22 protein-coding genes are annotated in these 15,599 nt (G+C 73.3%); 11 read left to right on the forward strand and 11 right to left on the reverse strand.

Annotated elements, in window-relative coordinates; all coding sequences use genetic code 11:
- Positions 1-329, reverse strand: a 329-nt coding sequence (locus NH339_RS18690; RefSeq protein WP_305883282.1) for a gamma-glutamyltransferase, incomplete at its 3' end; no start/stop codon positions are given.
- 135 nt (positions 330-464) lie between these two features.
- On the opposite strand from NH339_RS18690, the gene NH339_RS13240 reads away from it, so the two are divergent.
- Positions 465-905 carry a YdeI/OmpD-associated family protein gene (locus tag NH339_RS13240; RefSeq protein WP_253026066.1) on the forward strand — a complete coding sequence of 147 codons (441 nt, stop codon included), beginning with the start codon at positions 465-467 and terminating at the stop codon, positions 903-905.
- On the opposite strand, the gene NH339_RS13245 is transcribed toward NH339_RS13240, so the two are convergent.
- From NH339_RS13245 to NH339_RS13255, 3 genes are read right to left on the reverse strand one after another with little or no spacing between them, the layout of a single operon-like run.
- The gene (locus NH339_RS13245; RefSeq protein WP_253026068.1) at positions 895-1,725 is read right to left on the reverse strand and encodes a class I SAM-dependent methyltransferase; all 831 of its coding nucleotides are present in this window, start codon (positions 1,723-1,725) and stop codon (positions 895-897) included. The genes NH339_RS13240 and NH339_RS13245 overlap by 11 nt on opposite strands.
- 1 nt (position 1,726) lies before the next feature.
- Positions 1,727-2,176 (reverse strand): DUF6542 domain-containing protein, encoded by a 450-nt coding sequence (locus NH339_RS13250; protein ID WP_253026070.1) that lies wholly within the window; start codon positions 2,174-2,176, stop codon positions 1,727-1,729.
- Between the two features lie 60 nt (positions 2,177-2,236).
- Entirely contained in the window at positions 2,237-2,569 is a 333-nt protein-coding gene (locus NH339_RS13255) for an antibiotic biosynthesis monooxygenase (protein ID WP_253026072.1), read from the reverse strand.
- A 54-nt stretch (positions 2,570-2,623) separates the two neighbouring features.
- Here NH339_RS13255 and NH339_RS13260 point away from each other — a divergent pair, with 54 nt between their 5' ends.
- The 5 genes from NH339_RS13260 (at position 2,624) to NH339_RS13280 (ending at position 5,413) form a co-directional block, all read left to right on the forward strand.
- Positions 2,624-3,193, forward strand: coding sequence for a GNAT family N-acetyltransferase (locus NH339_RS13260; RefSeq protein ID WP_253026074.1), 570 nt, complete (start codon positions 2,624-2,626; stop codon positions 3,191-3,193).
- Positions 3,194-3,204: 11 nt separating this feature from the next.
- Positions 3,205-4,293 (forward strand): redox-regulated ATPase YchF, encoded by a 1,089-nt coding sequence (gene ychF / locus NH339_RS13265; protein ID WP_253026086.1) that lies wholly within the window; start codon positions 3,205-3,207, stop codon positions 4,291-4,293.
- Positions 4,294-4,401: 108 nt separating this feature from the next.
- A complete protein-coding gene (locus tag NH339_RS18900; protein WP_253026088.1) occupies positions 4,402-4,635 on the forward strand; it encodes a toxin-antitoxin system in 234 nt (77 codons plus the stop codon).
- Positions 4,632-5,051: a type II toxin-antitoxin system VapC family toxin gene (locus NH339_RS18905; RefSeq protein ID WP_253026090.1), complete on the forward strand. Its 420-nt coding sequence runs from the start codon at positions 4,632-4,634 to the stop codon at positions 5,049-5,051. The genes NH339_RS18900 and NH339_RS18905 overlap by 4 nt, the downstream gene beginning before the upstream one ends.
- A 23-nt stretch (positions 5,052-5,074) precedes the next feature.
- On the forward strand, positions 5,075-5,413 hold the full coding sequence (locus NH339_RS13280; RefSeq protein WP_253026092.1) for a glyoxalase superfamily protein: 339 nt from the start codon (positions 5,075-5,077) through the stop codon (positions 5,411-5,413).
- 78 nt (positions 5,414-5,491) lie between these two features.
- Here NH339_RS13280 and NH339_RS13285 read toward each other — a convergent pair whose 3' ends face one another.
- Together NH339_RS13285 and NH339_RS13290 are read right to left on the reverse strand one after the other, a co-directional pair.
- Entirely contained in the window at positions 5,492-5,905 is a 414-nt protein-coding gene (locus NH339_RS13285) for a hypothetical protein (protein ID WP_253026094.1), read from the reverse strand.
- Positions 5,906-5,969: 64 nt separating this feature from the next.
- Positions 5,970-6,455 carry a DinB family protein gene (locus tag NH339_RS13290; RefSeq protein ID WP_253026096.1) on the reverse strand — a complete coding sequence of 162 codons (486 nt, stop codon included), beginning with the start codon at positions 6,453-6,455 and terminating at the stop codon, positions 5,970-5,972.
- Positions 6,456-6,512: 57 nt separating this feature from the next.
- Between NH339_RS13290 and rnhA the strand changes: the two genes are divergently transcribed.
- Entirely contained in the window at positions 6,513-6,974 is a 462-nt protein-coding gene (rnhA, locus tag NH339_RS13295; protein ID WP_253026098.1) for a ribonuclease HI, read from the forward strand.
- A 209-nt stretch (positions 6,975-7,183) separates the two neighbouring features.
- On the opposite strand, the gene NH339_RS13300 is transcribed toward rnhA, so the two are convergent.
- Positions 7,184-7,504 (reverse strand): hypothetical protein, encoded by a 321-nt coding sequence (locus tag NH339_RS13300; protein ID WP_253026100.1) that lies wholly within the window; start codon positions 7,502-7,504, stop codon positions 7,184-7,186.
- Between the two features lie 47 nt (positions 7,505-7,551).
- Entirely contained in the window at positions 7,552-8,790 is a 1,239-nt protein-coding gene (locus tag NH339_RS13305; protein WP_253026102.1) for a YibE/F family protein, read from the reverse strand.
- 27 nt (positions 8,791-8,817) lie between these two features.
- On the opposite strand from NH339_RS13305, the gene NH339_RS13310 reads away from it, so the two are divergent.
- Both NH339_RS13310 and NH339_RS13315 read left to right on the forward strand, forming a co-directional pair.
- A complete protein-coding gene (locus tag NH339_RS13310; RefSeq protein WP_253026104.1) occupies positions 8,818-9,600 on the forward strand; it encodes a phosphotransferase in 783 nt (260 codons plus the stop codon).
- A gap of 62 nt (positions 9,601-9,662) precedes the next feature.
- The gene (locus tag NH339_RS13315; protein WP_253026106.1) at positions 9,663-10,553 is read left to right on the forward strand and encodes a bile acid:sodium symporter family protein; all 891 of its coding nucleotides are present in this window, start codon (positions 9,663-9,665) and stop codon (positions 10,551-10,553) included.
- On the opposite strand, the gene NH339_RS13320 is transcribed toward NH339_RS13315, so the two are convergent.
- Entirely contained in the window at positions 10,495-11,241 is a 747-nt protein-coding gene (locus NH339_RS13320; protein WP_253026108.1) for a YqjF family protein, read from the reverse strand. The genes NH339_RS13315 and NH339_RS13320 overlap by 59 nt on opposite strands.
- A 10-nt stretch (positions 11,242-11,251) precedes the next feature.
- Positions 11,252-12,856 carry an ABC-F family ATP-binding cassette domain-containing protein gene (locus NH339_RS13325; protein ID WP_253026110.1) on the reverse strand — a complete coding sequence of 535 codons (1,605 nt, stop codon included), beginning with the start codon at positions 12,854-12,856 and terminating at the stop codon, positions 11,252-11,254.
- 223 nt (positions 12,857-13,079) lie between these two features.
- Here NH339_RS13325 and NH339_RS13330 point away from each other — a divergent pair, with 223 nt between their 5' ends.
- Positions 13,080-13,514, forward strand: coding sequence for a cupin domain-containing protein (locus NH339_RS13330; RefSeq protein ID WP_253026112.1), 435 nt, complete (start codon positions 13,080-13,082; stop codon positions 13,512-13,514).
- A 24-nt stretch (positions 13,515-13,538) separates the two neighbouring features.
- Positions 13,539-13,823 carry a hypothetical protein gene (locus tag NH339_RS13335; RefSeq protein ID WP_253026114.1) on the forward strand — a complete coding sequence of 95 codons (285 nt, stop codon included), beginning with the start codon at positions 13,539-13,541 and terminating at the stop codon, positions 13,821-13,823.
- Positions 13,824-13,896: 73 nt separating this feature from the next.
- On the opposite strand, the gene NH339_RS13340 is transcribed toward NH339_RS13335, so the two are convergent.
- Positions 13,897-15,599 (reverse strand): S9 family peptidase (locus NH339_RS13340; protein ID WP_253026116.1); only part of this gene is annotated, 1,703 nt, incomplete at its 5' end.

Consider the following 15,599-nt stretch of genomic DNA (forward strand, 5'->3'; position numbering starts at 1 on the left):
GGGGGGTCGGTGCCTTCTGCCCCCCCGGCCCCGCCCCCCCCGCCGATCCCGGCGCTGTACGGCTCCGTCACGCCGAGGGCGGACGCGGTGGCGACCGCGGCGTCGGCCGCGTTGCCGCCGCGACGCAGCACCTCCAGTCCCACCTTCGAGGCCTCCGCGTCGACGGAGGCCACGGCGCCGCCCGACCCGTAGGCGGTCGGCGAGGCGGCGGGTGGTCGGGACGGTCGCGGTCCGGCGTCGGCGGACGTCGTGGTGGCGACGAGCGCGCTGGCCGCGAGAGCCCCCGCGGCGAGCCCGGTCACGGCGCGGACGGTCGGTCGTGCGGTCATGGTGCAGCCTCTTCCCCCGAGGACGGCCCGGTGCGGGCCCGGTCCGCCCCACGGTAGGCAGCAGGTCGGACACGGGCAACTGGTCCCCGTGGTCCTGTGGCGGTCCTAGGCTGGCGCCGACCCCAGGAGGAGATCGTGGACGAGCTGCAGCTGACCACCACCGTGGAGCCGCGGGGGCCCGCCGCCGCGATCGTCCTGTCCGACGACCAGGTCGCCGTGCTCGGCGATGCGAAGGCCTTCCCCGTCACCGTGACGATCGGCGCCTCGACCGCTCGACTGCGGCTGGCTCGCATGGGTGGGGAGAACCTCGTCGGACTGAGCAAGGCCGCGCGCGCCGAGCTCGGTGTGGAGGTGGGGCAGGTCGTCGACGTCGTGCTGCGGGCCGACGCCGCGCCGCGCGAGGTGGAGGTCCCTGTGGCGCTCGCCGAGGCGCTGGACGCCGCCGGCGTGCGAGCCGCCTTCGACGCGCTCGCGCCCTCGCGGCGCAAGGAGCACGCCCGCAGCGTGGCCGACGCGAAGGGCGACGACACGAGGGCGCGCCGCGTGCAGAAGGTGCTCGACGCCCTCAGCGGCTGAGCGTCGCGACGATCGTGAAGCTGGCGGCCAACCGCTCCGGTCGGTCGGTGAGCCGGTGCTCGCCCGGCAGGTCGGGGTGGGGCGACATGAAGCCCGGCAGGGGGACCCAGGGGACGGAGTCGTGCTCGAGGACGGTCTCGAGCCGCATCCCGTGCGCCAGGAGGGCCATGAGGATCTCCGCCAGGCCGTGCGACCACTCGTGCGACGGCAGCCCGGGGAGCGAGTGGTCGTCGGGGTCGACGTAGGAGGCCGTGTCGGTGAAGACCAGCGGCTGCTCGTGCTCGGCGTACGGGTAGACGAGCTCGATCCGCCCGTCGACGACCTCGAGCGTGCCGAGCATCGGGTGGCAGTCGCGGAAGACCAGGCGTCCACCGGGGCGCAGCAGCGCCGCGACGGTGGCCGCCCAGCGGTCGATGCTCGGCAGCCAGCACACCGCGCCGATGCCCGTGTAGACGACGTCGAAGGCTCCTCGGCCGAGGACGTCGGGCGCGGCGTGGACGTCGGACTCGACGTAGGTGATCTCGGCCCCCACGTCGGCCGCGAGACGTCGGGCCTCGGCGAGGGAGGCGGGGGAGAGGTCGAGACCGGTGACGCGTCCGCCGAGGCGGTGCAGGCTGAGGGTGTCGGTGCCGATGTGGCACTGCAGGTGCACGACGTCGAGTCCGGTGAGGTCGCCGAGCCGCGGCTGGTCGAAGCGCACGACGTCGCTGAGGACGGACGGGTCGCGGCGGTACCGGTCGAGGTCGTAGGACGTCGAGGCGGCGTGCCGCGCGGCGCGGCTGTCCCACATGGCCCGGTTGAGCCGCTGGTACTCCTCCACGTCAGCGCACCCGGCGGGTGCGACGTGGGTGGTGCGGGTCGAGGAGGATGCGCGCGACGATGGTCAGCAGCGCGAGCCCGTGGCCCACGAGGAGCGTGACGCCCCGGTCGATCGTGCCGGTGAGGGTGCGTCCGAACCAGCCGGTGCCCTCCGGCAGCCCCGCGACCTCGACCGCGTCGGGCGACAGCGCGGCCGCGAGCCCCACGCACACGACCAGCAGGATCGGCGGCAGCACGCCTGCGGGCAGCAGCGAGCGGACGTCGATCGCGAGCGGCACGGTGACCGCGGTGAGCACGAAGCCCACCGAGAACACGGCGCCGAGGCGACCGTCGGTGCTCACGTCGAGCAGCGTGACGAGCAGGAGCGCCACGAACGCGAGCAGGATCGTCCGGCGGGCCCCGACGTCGTTGGGGGCCAGCCCGACGCGTGCGGTTGCCACGGTGGCGGCCATGGACCCGACGCTAGGCCATGACGCCGACAGAACCGTGGCAACGCGCTGGAACGACGGGCGTCAGGCGTGTCCGGGCGAGCCGCCCGCGACGGTGTAGCTCCAGAGCTCGCTGTGCGAGGCGACCGGCTTGGGCTCCTCGCCGCCGGCGCGGTCGGACTCCGACCGGTGCCCGTGCGCGAACGCCGGGGACTGCAGCCAGGCCTGGAACGACTCCTCGTCGCGCCAGCGGGTGACGACGAGCCACTGCTCGCGGTCGTCGGTCGGCTTCAGCAGCTCGAAGCCCTCGAACCCCTCCGACCCGTCCACGGCGCCGGCGCGGGCGGCGAACCGGTGCGCCAGCTCGTCGCCGTTCTCGGCGGGGACGGTGATCGCGTTGATCTTGATGACGGTCATGGGCCCATCGTCGCACCGGAGTCCACGCCCACCGGGCGCGGATAGGGTCGACGCATGCTTCCCGACGTCATCGAGACGGAGCGGCTGCTGCTGAGGCCGTTCGAGCCGGACGACGCCCGTGCGCTGTTCGGCTGGTTCTCGCTGCCGGAGGTGGCGCGGTGGAGCGGTACCGGCGAGCCCATGCACGACGTCGAGGAGGCCGAGGCGCGGATCGCGCGCATGCCTGAACGGAGGGGGACGCACCCGGCCGCCGCGATCCTCGCGGTCTGTCCCGACGCGTCTGCCCCGCCCGTGGGCATGGTGATGCTCGTGCCGATCCCCGCGTCGGCGGGCGTGGAGCGTGGCGGCGGTGTCGGCGACTGGGAGGTCGGCTGGCACCTGCACCCGCGCTCCTGGGGCAGGGGCTACGCGACCGAGGCGGCGTCGGCGCTCCTGGAGCGGGCCACGTCGGCTGGGCTGCCCCACGTGGTCGCCGTGACGCATCCGGACAACGCGCCGTCGCAGGCCGTCTGCCGCCGGCTCGGCATGACCGACCTCGGGCTGCGCGACGACTGGTACGACCGCACGCTGCGTGCCTTCGTCCTGCCTCTCCCGGCGGTCGGGACCCGCGCCCCGCACCAGTAGGCTGGTGCCTCGTGGCACTCAGCATCGGCATCGTCGGACTCCCCAACGCGGGCAAGTCGACCCTCTTCAACGCCCTGACCAAGAACGACGTCCTCGCGGCGAACTACCCGTTCGCGACGATCGAGCCGAACGTCGGCGTGGTCGGTGTCCCCGACTCCCGGCTCGACAAGCTCGCGGAGATCTTCGGGTCGGCCAAGATCCTGCCCGCGACGGTCCAGTTCGTCGACATCGCCGGCATCGTGCGCGGTGCGTCGGAGGGCGAGGGCATGGGCAACGCGTTCCTGTCGCACATCCGCGAGTCCGACGCGATCTGCCAGGTGACCCGCGTGTTCCGCGACGAGGACGTCACGCACGTCGACGGCAAGGTCGACCCGGGCAGCGACATCGAGACCATCTCGACCGAGCTGATCCTCGCCGACCTCCAGACCGTCGAGAAGGCGGTGCCGCGCCTGGAGAAGGAGTCGCGCAAGGACAAGGAGCTCGTGGCGCAGCTGGAGGAGGCCCGCAAGGCCCAGGCCGCGCTGGAGTCGGGCACGGGCGTGCTCAAGGCGGGCCTCGACCTCGCGCTCCTGCGCGACCTGCACCTGCTGACGGCGAAGCGGTTCCTGTTCGTGTTCAACTGCGACGCCGACGAGCTGGCCGACGAGGCCCTCAAGCAGAAGATGCGCGACCTGGTCGCCCCCGCCGAGGCCGTGTTCCTCGACGCGAAGAGCGAGGCCGAGCTGGTCGAGCTCGGCGACGACGAGGAGGCGGAGGCGATGCGGGCGGAGATGCTCGCCGAGATGGGCGTCGAGGAGCCGGGCCTGGACGCGCTGGCCCGGGTCGGCTTCGCGACCCTCGGCCTGCAGACCTACCTGACCGCGGGCCCGAAGGAGGCGCGCGCCTGGACGATCAAGCAGGGCGCCACCGCCCCCGAGGCCGCCGGCGTCATCCACACCGACTTCCAGAAGGGCTTCATCAAGGCCGAGATCGTCTCCTTCGACGACCTCGTCGCGGCCGGGTCGATGAACGACGCCAAGGCCGCCGGCAAGGTCCGGATGGAGGGCAAGGACTACGTGATGGCCGACGGCGACGTGGTGGAGTTCCGCTTCAACGTCTGAGCCGGGGACGGCCGACGTGAAGCCCAGCCGACCGGGCTCGGGTCGGCGGACCGCACGTCCTCGCCTCGTTGCTATCATTCGTGATATCAACGAGGGGAGGTGGTCGTCGTGACCTCGATCGTGGTCCGCGGGCTCGAGGAGTCCGTCAAGAAGCGTCTCGCCGAGCAGGCGCGGGAGAACGGCAGGTCGATGGAGGCCGAGGCGCGCGACATCCTGACGAGAGCCACCCGGCGCCCCCACATCGGGCTCGCCCTGCTGCAGGCGGGGCAGGAGGCAGGCGGGTTCGACGACGTCGGGCTGCCGGGTCGCACCGACGAGGCCCGCGCGGCGGACCTCGAGTGATCGTCCTCGACACCAACGTCGTCTCCGAGGCCCTGCGGCGTGAGCCCGACGAGCGCGTGCTCGCGTGGCTGGAGTCGCTGACCGACGACGTCGCCATCACCGCGGTCACCCTCGCCGAGCTGCTGGCAGGTGTGCGCAGGCTGCCGGCCGGTCGGCGCCGCACGAGCCTCTCGGCCGCGATCGACGCGGCGGTCGAGCCGTACCGGGAGACGCGGGCGATCCTGCCGTTCGACGACGCCGCTGCCGGCGAGTACGCGGAGGTGCTGGCGATGCGCGAGCGCGACGGTCGTCCCATCCACACGGCGGATGCGCAGATCGCCGCGATCTGCCGTGTCACGAGCGCCACCTGCGCGACGCGGAACATCGCCGACTTCGACGGCACCGGCATCCGGCTCGTCGACCCCTGGACCGCCTGACACTGCCGTGCGACGCTCGTCCCATGAGCCGCCCACCCGTCCAGGCCGTCCCGATCCTGCGCGTCCTCGACGTCGACGCATCGTTGCCCTGGTGGACGAGGCTCGGTTTCGCCGAGGAGTTCCGCCACGTGTTCGAACCGGGTCTGCCGCGGTTCGTCGGCGTCGTGCGCGAAGGGTGCCGGGTGTACCTCTCCGAGCACACGGGTGACGCGCCCGGTCCGGCACTGGTCTACCTGTGGGTGCCCGACGTCGACCGGATCGCCGCCGACCTGGGCGCCGACCTCGAGCAGGTGCCGTGGGCGCGCGAGTGCGAGGTCACCGACCCCGACGGCAATCGGGTACGGGTGGCGACGGCGACCTGAGGGGCAGAGATTCTCCCTTCGCGAGGCACGGTCCACGAGAAGGGAGAAGCGCTGCCCACGCAGAAGGACAATCGTGCGTCACCCGAGGGCGAGCAGGGCGAGCACCAGACCAGCGACCGCGGCGAACGTGCGCACCCCGTCGGAGACCGCGAGCCGGCGCAGGAGCACGGGGGAAGGGCCGGACGTGCCGAGCCGCCCGTGCGTGGGGGCGGCGACAAGGGCGGTGGTGAGCAGCGCCAGTCCGTGCGCGGCGACCGCGGCGAGCACCAGCGGACGTGGCTCGGTGACGACGGCCCACCCGCACACCACCACCAGCGCCGCGTAGAGCGGACCGACCAGCACCACGATCCGCCGCGAGTGCGCGTCGTGCGCCACCGCGAACTGGTCGGCGCCCACCGACGCGAGCGCAGGGTAGACCACCACCGACACCGTCAGCTGGAAGGCCGCGTGCGCAGCACCTACGACGGCCAGTGCGACGACGGCGTCGGTCACGGGTCCTCCAGAGGTCTGGACCCGACGCTAGCCAGGCTCGACCCGGCGCGCTCGACGAACGACCTCAGACCCCGCCGGACGTCCGTCGCGCCAGCAGCTGCTCCACGAGGATGTCGCCGTGCCCGGCGTGGCGGGCCAGCTCGGCGATCATGTGGCCGTAGACGTAGCGCAGCGAGACGGGGCCGTCGTGCCACGGCCAGGTCTCGTCGAGGTCGTGGTCGGCCGCGACGGCACGCGAGATGTCGCAGGCCTCGTCGAAGTCGGCGCGGACCGACGCGATCGTGTCGGCGTCGGTGAGCACGAAGCTGTCGGCCGGCGAGGCGGGGAGGCCGAGATGCTCGCGCGGGACGCCGGCCACGCGGGCGTGGAACCAGACCCGCTCGACGAACACGGCGTGCTTGACGAGCCCGAGCACCGTGGTCGCCGACGGCACCAGCCGGGTGCGCGCCTCGGTGTCGTCGACCTCGTCGAGCAGCAGCGAGATCTCCGCCCGCTGCACGTCGAGCAGCCCCTCGAGCACGGAACGTTCGTCGGCGGTGTGCAGGCTCATGGCGCCACGGTACGACCGTCGTGGGCCCGGCGACCAGGTGCGAGGATGGGCGACGCCATGACGACCGCACCCTCCACCGTCCCCGTCCTCATCCACACCGACGGCGGCTGCAAGCCGAACCCGGGCCCGGGAGGCTGGGGTGCCGTGCTGCGCTACGGCTCGCACGTGCGGGAGATGTGCGGTGGCGAGCGCGAGAGCACGACCAACAACCGCATGGAGCTGATGGCGCCGATCATGGCGCTGGAGACGCTGAACCGGCCCTCCACGGTGCACCTGTTCACCGACAGCTCCTACGTGCGGGGTGGCATCACGTCGTGGATGACCAGTTGGGAGCGCAACGGGTGGCGCACCTCAGCGAAGCAGCCGGTCAAGAACGTCGACCTCTGGAAGCGGCTCAAGCAGGCCTGCGAGCGGCACGAGGTGGAGTGGTTCTGGGTCAAGGGGCACTCGGGCGTGCCCGACAACGAGCTGGCCGACCAGCTCGCGACGCGTGGCCTGCGCGAGGCCATGCGCGTCTGAGGAGGGGCAGGCGTCAGCGACGACGGCCGTTGGCGCGCAGCGCGTCCAGCGCCTGCGCACCGACGAACACGTAGAAACCGAGCGTGCTGGCGACGATCGTGCGGGCGGTGGTCATGCACCGACGGTAGGCCGGTTTCGTGACCTGCGCCTCTCGAGCGCCCCGCCGCCGGGCGTCCGCGCCACCCGGACGCCCGGGGAGCCGAGGTCGCTCAGCCGTCCTCGGGTGGCCGGGTGAGGCGGATCGAGCGCGGTGATCCGTCGGGGTTGCGCCGTACCTGGCCGTGCCGCAGCTCGTCGTCCTCGTCCGGGGAGGGCATGACGTGGGCGGCCCGCTTCTGGCGCTCGAGCTCCTCGGCGGCGTCGGCGCGCGACGGGCTGAAGAAGTTGTCCATGACGCCCATGCCGTTGCCCATGGTGCCGAGACCGTCGCGACCGCCGGGCTGGTCGAGGGAGCGCTGGAACAGCCACAGCGCCACGACGAGCGCGACCAGCACGCCCACCCCGAACAGCACCACGCCGACCCACTCCATGGCGCGAGCCTACGCGGGGGCGGCGAGCACGGCAGGCGTCCCGACGGTCACGACGTCGCGCGGCGTCGCCCGGCGGGCCGGCTCTGGGGCAGGGGCTCGTCCTCCGCCGGCGGGGCCAGGGCGACGGCGATGGCCGTGGTCACGGGGACCGCGAGGACGAGCCCGATCGCGCCGACGAGCGTGCGGACGATCTCCTGGCCGAGCTCCTCGGTGGTCGCCATCTCCCCGAGCGGTCGCGAGTAGGCCGAGATCAGCAGCAGCACGGTCATGGCGGAGCCGGCGTAGGCGAACACGAGCGTGTAGACGCTCGAGGCGATGTGGTCGCGGCCGATCCGCATGGCCGACATGAACAGCTCACGGGCCCGCGCGGTGGGCTGCAGGGCCCGCATCTCCCAGACGGCGCTCGCCTGCGTGACGGTGACGTCGTTCAGGACGCCGAGCCCGGCGATCACCATGGTCGCGGCCACGACGCCCGACATCGACAGGGTCGGCACGGTCGCCACGAGCGTGCGGTCGTCCTCGGACCCGATGCCGGTGAGACTGGCCCAGTCGGTGGCGAGCGCCCCCATCACGGCGGTGCCGATGATGCCGAAGTAGGTGCCGAAGAGGGCACTGGTGGTGCGGATGCTCACGCCGTGGGCCAGGTAGAGCACGAGCGTCATGATCACGGTCGACCCGACGATCGCCACCGGCAGCGCCGACTTCCCCGCGAGCAGGGCGGGCAGGATGAACTGCATCAGCGCGACCAGCGTGACGCCGATGCCGACGAGCGCGAACAGGCCGCGCCACCGGGCGACGGCCACCACGAGGATCGCGAACGCGATCGCCAACGCCTGCAGCGGGAAGGTGCGCTGGAAGTCGTAGAACTCGAAGGTCGCCGGCTGGCCCTGGGGCGCGATGCGCAGCACCTCGATCTCGTCGCCCTCGTCGATGCCGGCCTGGTAGCGCGCGGAGTCGAGCGTGAACGTGGCGTCGCCGTCGTCGGTCTCGGCGGTCACCTTGGCGCAGTCGCCGTCGACGGTGGGCTGGTTGTCCGGTCCCACGCCGCCGGACCCGCAGTCGAACGGCTTGACCGCGGTGACGGTGCCGTCGAGCAGGGTCACGCCCTCGCCGCTGAGCGGGTTGGGTGCCTTGGGCACCTGCGACGACGACGGCCAGAGCACGACCATTGCGACGATCGCGGCCACCGAGATGGCCCCGACCACGACGGCGAGCGTGGCGGCGAGGCCCTGCCGCGGCGGTCCGGCGTCGAGGTCGTCGTGTGAGTGTGCGTGTCCGTGAGCCACGGGGGATAGCGTGCCACGATGACCCACGTGGACGACGCACCAGACGCCGACGGCCCCGATGTCGAGCACCTCCCGGGCGCGGTGGGGGGCGCGCTGCGCATCGGCCGGACGGTCCGCCGACCGACGGGTCCCTGGACGCCGGCCGTGCACCGCCTGCTCACCTTCCTCGCCGACGAGGGGCTCGGCGGCGTGCCGCGGGTCGAGGGACTCGACGACGAGGGCCGGGAGGTCCTGAGCTATGTCGAGGGTCGCGGCGTGCCGGTCGACGACGAGGTGGTGCTCGACACCGTGCTCGTCGAGGCGGTGACCTGGCTGCGCGAGTACCACGACGTCGTCGAGGGCTTCCGGCCCGACGAGCCGTTGCGGTGGCGGGGCACGGGGGAGGAGCCGGTGACGCTCGCGCCCGACCAGGTCGTCTGCCACCACGACCCCGGCGCCTACAACTGGATCGTCCAGAGCGGCCACTTCGTGGCGATGATCGACTGGGACATGGCTGGACCCGGGCGGCCGATCGACGACCTCGCGTTCCTGGCGTGGACGGGTGTCCCGCTCTACCGCGACATCGGCGTGGAGGAGACCGCACGTCGCCTCGACCTCGTCGTGGAGGCCTACGGCGAGTGGGGTCCGATGACGTTGCTGGACGCCGTGGTCGAGCGCATGACGACGGCGAGCGAGCGGATCGCGGCCGGCATCGCCCGTGGCGACGCGGGCATCGCGAACCTGCAGAAGGTGGGCGAGCCGCAGCGCACCCGCGACCGCGTCGCCGCCTTCCGCGAGCGCGTCCCGGCCATCCTCGACGCCCTGCCGTAGCCGGCGGTCCGGCGCGCGACGTCGGGAGTGGGAAAGTGACCTGCGTCACTCTAGGGTGAGGCATGGACTCCGCGCTCTCCACCGTCGGTCTGCCCGTCGCCCTCGGCATCATCATGCTGGGGCTCGGCCTCTCGCTCACGCCCGACGACTTCCGTCGGGTCGGACGCCACCCGAAGGCGGTGGTGGTCGCGCTGGCGTGCCAGCTGCTCCTCCTGCCCCTGCTCTGCTTCGGCCTCGTCACAGCCTTCGACCTCGACCCCCTGCTCGCCGTGGGCATGCTCCTGCTGGCGGCGTCGCCCGGCGGGACGTCGGCGAACCTCTACAGCCACCTCTTCCGCGGCGACGTCGCGCTCAACGTGTCGCTGACGGCGATCAACTCCGTCGTCGCGATCGGCACGCTCCCGCTGATCACCAACCTCGCGATCGCGCACTACGGTCTCGACGACGAGGTCTCGCTGCAGTTCCGGAAGGTCGTCGAGGTCTTCGTGGTCGTCCTGGCGCCCGTGCTGCTCGGCATGCTCGTGCGGCGCCGGCGGCCCGGATTCGCGGCCCGCGCCGACCGTCCGGTGCGCACCGCGTCGGCCGTCATCCTGCTCGTGCTCGTCCTCGGGATCCTCGCGAGCACCGGGTCCGACGCGGGCGACTACCTGCGCCAGGTCGGCCTCCCCGCCGCGCTGTTCTGCGTGATGAGTCTCGTGGTCGGGTTCGCGGTGCCCCGCCTCGTCGGGCTCGGCCCGGCGCAGGCGGTGGCCAGCTCCTTCGAGATCGGCGTGCACAACGCGACCCTCGCCATCTACGTCGCGGTGGAGGTGCTCGGCGAGACGGCGATCTCGGTGCCGGGCGCGGTCTACGGCGTGCTGATGTTCCCGCTCGCGGCGCTCTGGGGCGTGCTGCTCACCCGACGGCTGCTGCCCGCTCCGGCACGCCACGGCGCGGGAGCCCGAACGTCGTGAACGTCCCGGGCGACCACAGCACCGACGTCGGCGTCGTGCCGGCCAGGCCGGGGAAGCCGGCGGCCTCCAGCAGCGTGTCGTCGAGCGAGGTCAGCTCGGCGCGGTGCAGCGGCCAGGCGGTGTGCGTGTTCGGCACCCACCAGGTGCGTCCGAGCACCCGGGTGTGCAGCCCGAAGCGGGCCGTGACGAAGTGCTCGAGCTCGCTCGGCTCCTCCAGGGGCTCGCCCGGCCGCACCTCGATCCGACCGCCCGCGCCGCGCGGCCCGGGCCAGCGTCGCGACGTCGTGTAGCGGTGCACGCCGTCGTGCTCGTCGACCCGCATCCGCGCCCAGGTGTACGGCGTGCCGAAGACGAGTCGGGCGAGCGCCGAGACGAGCAGCCGGGTCGACTCCAGCGACAGGAACACGACGCCGTGACGTCCGGCGTCGTCCACGGAGTACAGGCGCACGTTCGTCTCGTGGAACGTGCCGAGCCACGGGACCGCCGGCCCGCGCCCGAAGCCCGCGTGCTGCATGCGGAACGGGATCAGGCCCACGTACGACCTGCCGTCGAGCACGTCGGGCCGGACCCCGGCCGGCATGAACGGCGCGACGACGGCGGGGTCGACCGCCCAGTGGACGAACGCGATGTCCGCCCACGTCTGTCGCATGAGGCGGGGTCCGTGCAGGGCAGGTCCGTCGGGGTCCACGGGTCCAGTGTCAGGCCAGGGGGACCACCTCGCCGGGTGAGGGCAGCTCCACGCGACGGTCGAGGTCGAGGTCGTCGAGGAACCGCTCGTCGTGGCTCACCACCAGCAGGGCGCCCTCGTAGCCGCGCAGCGCGTCGACCAGGTGACCGACGCTGACCAGGTCGAGGTCGTTGGTGGGCTCGTCGAGCAGCAGGAGCTGCGGTGCGGGCTCTGCGAGCAGCACGCAGGCCAGGGCGGCCCGCAGGCGCTCGCCCCCCGAGAGCGTGGCGACGGCACGGTCGGCGTCGCGTCCGCGGAACAGCAGCCGGGCGAGCTGGGCGCGGACCGTCTGGGGCGGGGCGTCGGGCGCTGCCTGCCGGACGTTCTCGACCACGCTGGCCTGCTCGTCGGGAAGGGCCGGGCGCTTTGCGAGGTGCCCCACGGGCACGCCGACGCGGACGCTGCCCGCTGCCGGGACGAGGTCGCCCAGCAGCACCTGCAGCAGCGTCGACTTGCCACTGCCGTTCGGGCCTACGAGGGCGACCCGCTCCGGACCCCGGAGGTGCAGGTCGACCGCCGTGTCGACCCGCGGCAGCACCAGGCCGTCGGTGACCAGGACGTCGCGGCTGCGGGGGACGGCGGTGTCGGGCAGCTCGAGGCGGACCTCGCGGTCGTCCCGCACCCGCTCCTGTGCGGCGTCGAGCCGCGACCTGGCCTGCTCCACGTGCTCCTCGTGCGCGCCGCGGAGTCGTCCCGCCGAGACCTGGGCCTGCATCCGTCGACCGTGCGCGATGATCTTCGGCACCCGCTTCTCGGTCTCCGCCTTCGCGGCGGTGCGGGCTCGTCGGTCGAGCTTCGTGCGAGCCTCCACGAGCTCGCGCTGCTGACGCCTGACGTCGGCGCGGGCGTCGCGCACGGCGTGTCCGGCCGCGTCCTGCTCCGCCGCGATCACCTCCTCGTAGACGGAGAACCCGCCGGTGACCACGCGGACGGTCCCGGCGTGCACCTCCACGACGCTGTCGACGTGCTCGAGGAGCTCACGGTCGTGGCTGGCCACCAGGGCGACGCCACCGAAGCCGTGCAGGGCCTCGGCCAGGTGTGCACGGGCGCGGCGGTCGAGGTTGTTCGTCGGCTCGTCGAGCAGGAGCACGTCCGGACGGCGCAGCAGCCGCGCGGCCAGCGCCAGCAGCACCAGCTCGCCCCCGGAGAGGCTCGCTGCGTCGCGCTCGAGGCCGACCCGACGCAGCCCGAGCCGGTCGAGCCAGGCGCGGGCTCGCTCCTCGACGTCCCAGTCGTCGCCGACGGCGTCGAAGTCGCGGGGGTCGGTGCTCCCGGCCTCGACGGCGCGCAGGGCCGTGAGGGTCTCGGCGACGCCGAGCACGTGCGCGACGCCGAGTCCACGTACCGAGGGCACGGGGTCCTGCGGGAGGAGCTCGACCGTGCCGCCGACCGTGACGATCCCCTCGGTGGGCGTCAGGTCGCCGGTGAGCAGCCGGAGCAGGGTGGACTTGCCGCTGCCGTTCGTGCCGACGAGGCCGTGGACACCGGCTCCGAGGTCGAGGTCGACGTGGGCGAGCACGGTCGTGCCGTCGGGCCAGGTGTGGGTGAGGTGGTGCAAGGACAAGGTCGCGGACATGGGGCCTCCGAGGAGATCGCGGGCGGGCGGGGCTGCGTGAGCCGCGCGGGCGCGCGTCGTCGGGAGGTCACGACGGAAGGTCCTCGGGGGACCCGGTGCTGCCGTGAAGGAGGTCGACGAGACGCGCTGACGTCGCAGGACGTGCGCTGGGCTCGGACCTCAGAGCTTCACGGTGGCGGATCACCTCGCGGGTAGGGGACCTCCAGGCTACTACCGTGCAGCCATGACCGCCAAGGCCTCCGACGTCCCCAGCACCGCCGTCCGCCTCGCGCTGGAGCCCCACCCGGAGGGTGGCTGGTACCGCCAGACGTGGCGCTCGCCGGTCGACGTGACCCTGCCCGACGGTCGCGTCAGGCCCACCGCGACCCTGATCTGGTTCCTCCTGCCGGCCGGCGACTCCTCCGCCTGGCACCGGGTCGCGTCGGACGAGCTGTGGCTGGCCCACACCGGCGAGGTCGCGCTCGAGCTCGGCGGGTCGGGGGCCGCGCCGGACGCCGTCGAGCGGCACGTGGTGGGCGTCGGCCCGACGCAGGTGTCGCAGCTGCTCGTGCCGGCGGGCGTCTGGCAGCGGACGCTTCCGGGCGAGCACGAGGCGCTGGTGAGCTGCGTGGTCTCGCCCGGCTTCGACTTCGACGACTTCGCCCTGCACGAGGGCTGACCCGACGTCCTACGATCGGGGGCCATGGACGAGATCTGGTTCGACGAGCGCGACGACGCCGCGGAGCTCGTGAAGGCCCTCGAGGCCGAGGGCTACACCGTGACTGCCCGGGCCGAGGGGTTCGCCGGCGAGGACGACTCCGAGGACCGCGCCTGGGCGGTCGTCGTGGAGCCGTTCGACGAGCGCGTCGTCGACATGGTCGACGTGTACGGGGGCTGGCTGCCCGGCGACCCGCGCCGCGCCGACACGGCTCCGCCGTCGGTCCCCGACCTCCCCACCGCCCCGAAGCGCCTCAAGCGGGAGCCGTAGGGGCCGACCCCGCGTTGTGTGGACATGATGACGTTCGCCGCGGCGAGGACCGTCATCAGGTCCGCAGGACGCGTCAGGCGTCGAGGTGGGTGCGGAGGAAGTCGACCTGGAGCAGCTTGAGGTTCTCCGCGACGACCTCCTGCGGGGTCATGTGGGTGACGCCCGACAGCGGCAGCACCGTGTGCGCCCGGCCCGCGGCCAGCAGGGCCGAGGAGAGGCGCAAGGTGTGCGCGGCGACCACGTTGTCGTCGGCCAGCCCGTGGATGAGCATGAGCGGTCGCTCGAGCCGCTCGGCGAGGGGCAGCAGCGAGTTGCGGTCGTAGACGTGGGGCTGGTCGTCGGGGTGGCCCAGGTAGCGCTCGGTGTAGCAGGTGTCGTAGAGCCGCCACTCGGTCACGGGCGCGCCGGCGACGGCCGCGTGGAACACGTCGGGCCGGGCGAGCACCGCGAGCGCCGACAGGTAGCCGCCGTACGACCATCCCGTGATGCCCACGCGCGACGTGTCGACGTCGTCGGGCCAGCGCTCGGCGACGCCGGCGAGGGCGTCGACCTGGTCGTCGAGCGTCACCGTGGCGAAGGAGTCGAGCACCTCGCGCTCCCACGCCTTGCCGCGCCCGGGCGTGCCGCGACCGTCGGCGACGACGACGCAGAAGCCCTGGTCGGCCAGCCACTGGGCCTCGAGGAACATGCGGGCCGACGCGAGCACGCGCTGGGCGTGCGGTCCGCCGTAGGGGTCCATGAGGACGGGCAGGCGCCGCGACCCCGGCACGTGGTCGCGCGGGAAGAGGACGGCGGCGCGCAGCTGTCGGGTACCCACCGACAGCATCGTCACCGCGGGGTCGAAGGGAGCCGGCTCGGCCACCACGCGCAGCTGCGAGACGTCGTCGGAGCCGTCGCGGTGCACCGTGAACGTCGTGCCCACCGTGTCGAGCGCCGACCGGCTGACCACCGTGGTGCCCCCGCCGACCGCGGCCCCGTGCACGGCCTGCCCCGACGTCAGCGGCTCGACGGAGCCGTCGAGGCCGACGCGCACGACCTGCACCTCGGTGGGCTCCTGCGACGCGGTCACGACGACGGCGTCGGGGTGGGTGCTGACGATGCCGCGCACCTGCCATCCCTGCGGACCCACGGGGGTGCCGTCGACGACGACCTGGCGCGCCTCCTCCCCGTCCGACCCGGTGCCGTCCGACCCCGGGACGTCCTCGACGGAGACCAGCCGACCACCGGCGGCGTACCGCGGTGCGCTCAGCACCTCGACCCACGCCTCGTCGGTGAGGGTGCGGAGGGTGCGCGTCGAGCCGTCGGCGACGTCGACCGCGAGCACCTCCGCCGTGCGCTGGTCGCGGGTGAGGACCTGCAGCACGGGTGCGCCGTGCTCGGTCCACGTGACCGAGGCCAGGTACTCGAACCGCTCGTGGTCCCACACGACCTCGGTGCGACGTCCGTCGAGCGTGACGTGCCAGAGGGTGACGTCGCTGTTGGCGGTGCCGGCGGCGGGGTAGCGCTGCTCGACCGGCGCGCGGTCGGGGTGCTCGGGGTCGGCCACGTGCCAGGTCGCGACCGGGGCGTCGTCGTAGCGCTCGACGAGCAGCGACTCGCCGTCCGGCGCCCACCAGAACCCGCGGAAGCGCCCCATCTCCTCGGCGGCGATGAACTCGGCCTGCCCCCACACCTGCGTCGGGGTGTCGGGCGTGGCCAGGGCCGTGTCGGCCGGCCCGGCGCCCGACGCGTTCCCCGGCAGGTCGACGACGCGCAGCGCCCCGTCCGCCGCGTACG

The sequence above is a fragment of the Aeromicrobium sp. CnD17-E genome (assembly GCF_024124745.1).
In the GTDB taxonomy this organism is placed as follows: Bacteria; Actinomycetota; Actinomycetes; order Propionibacteriales; family Nocardioidaceae; genus Aeromicrobium.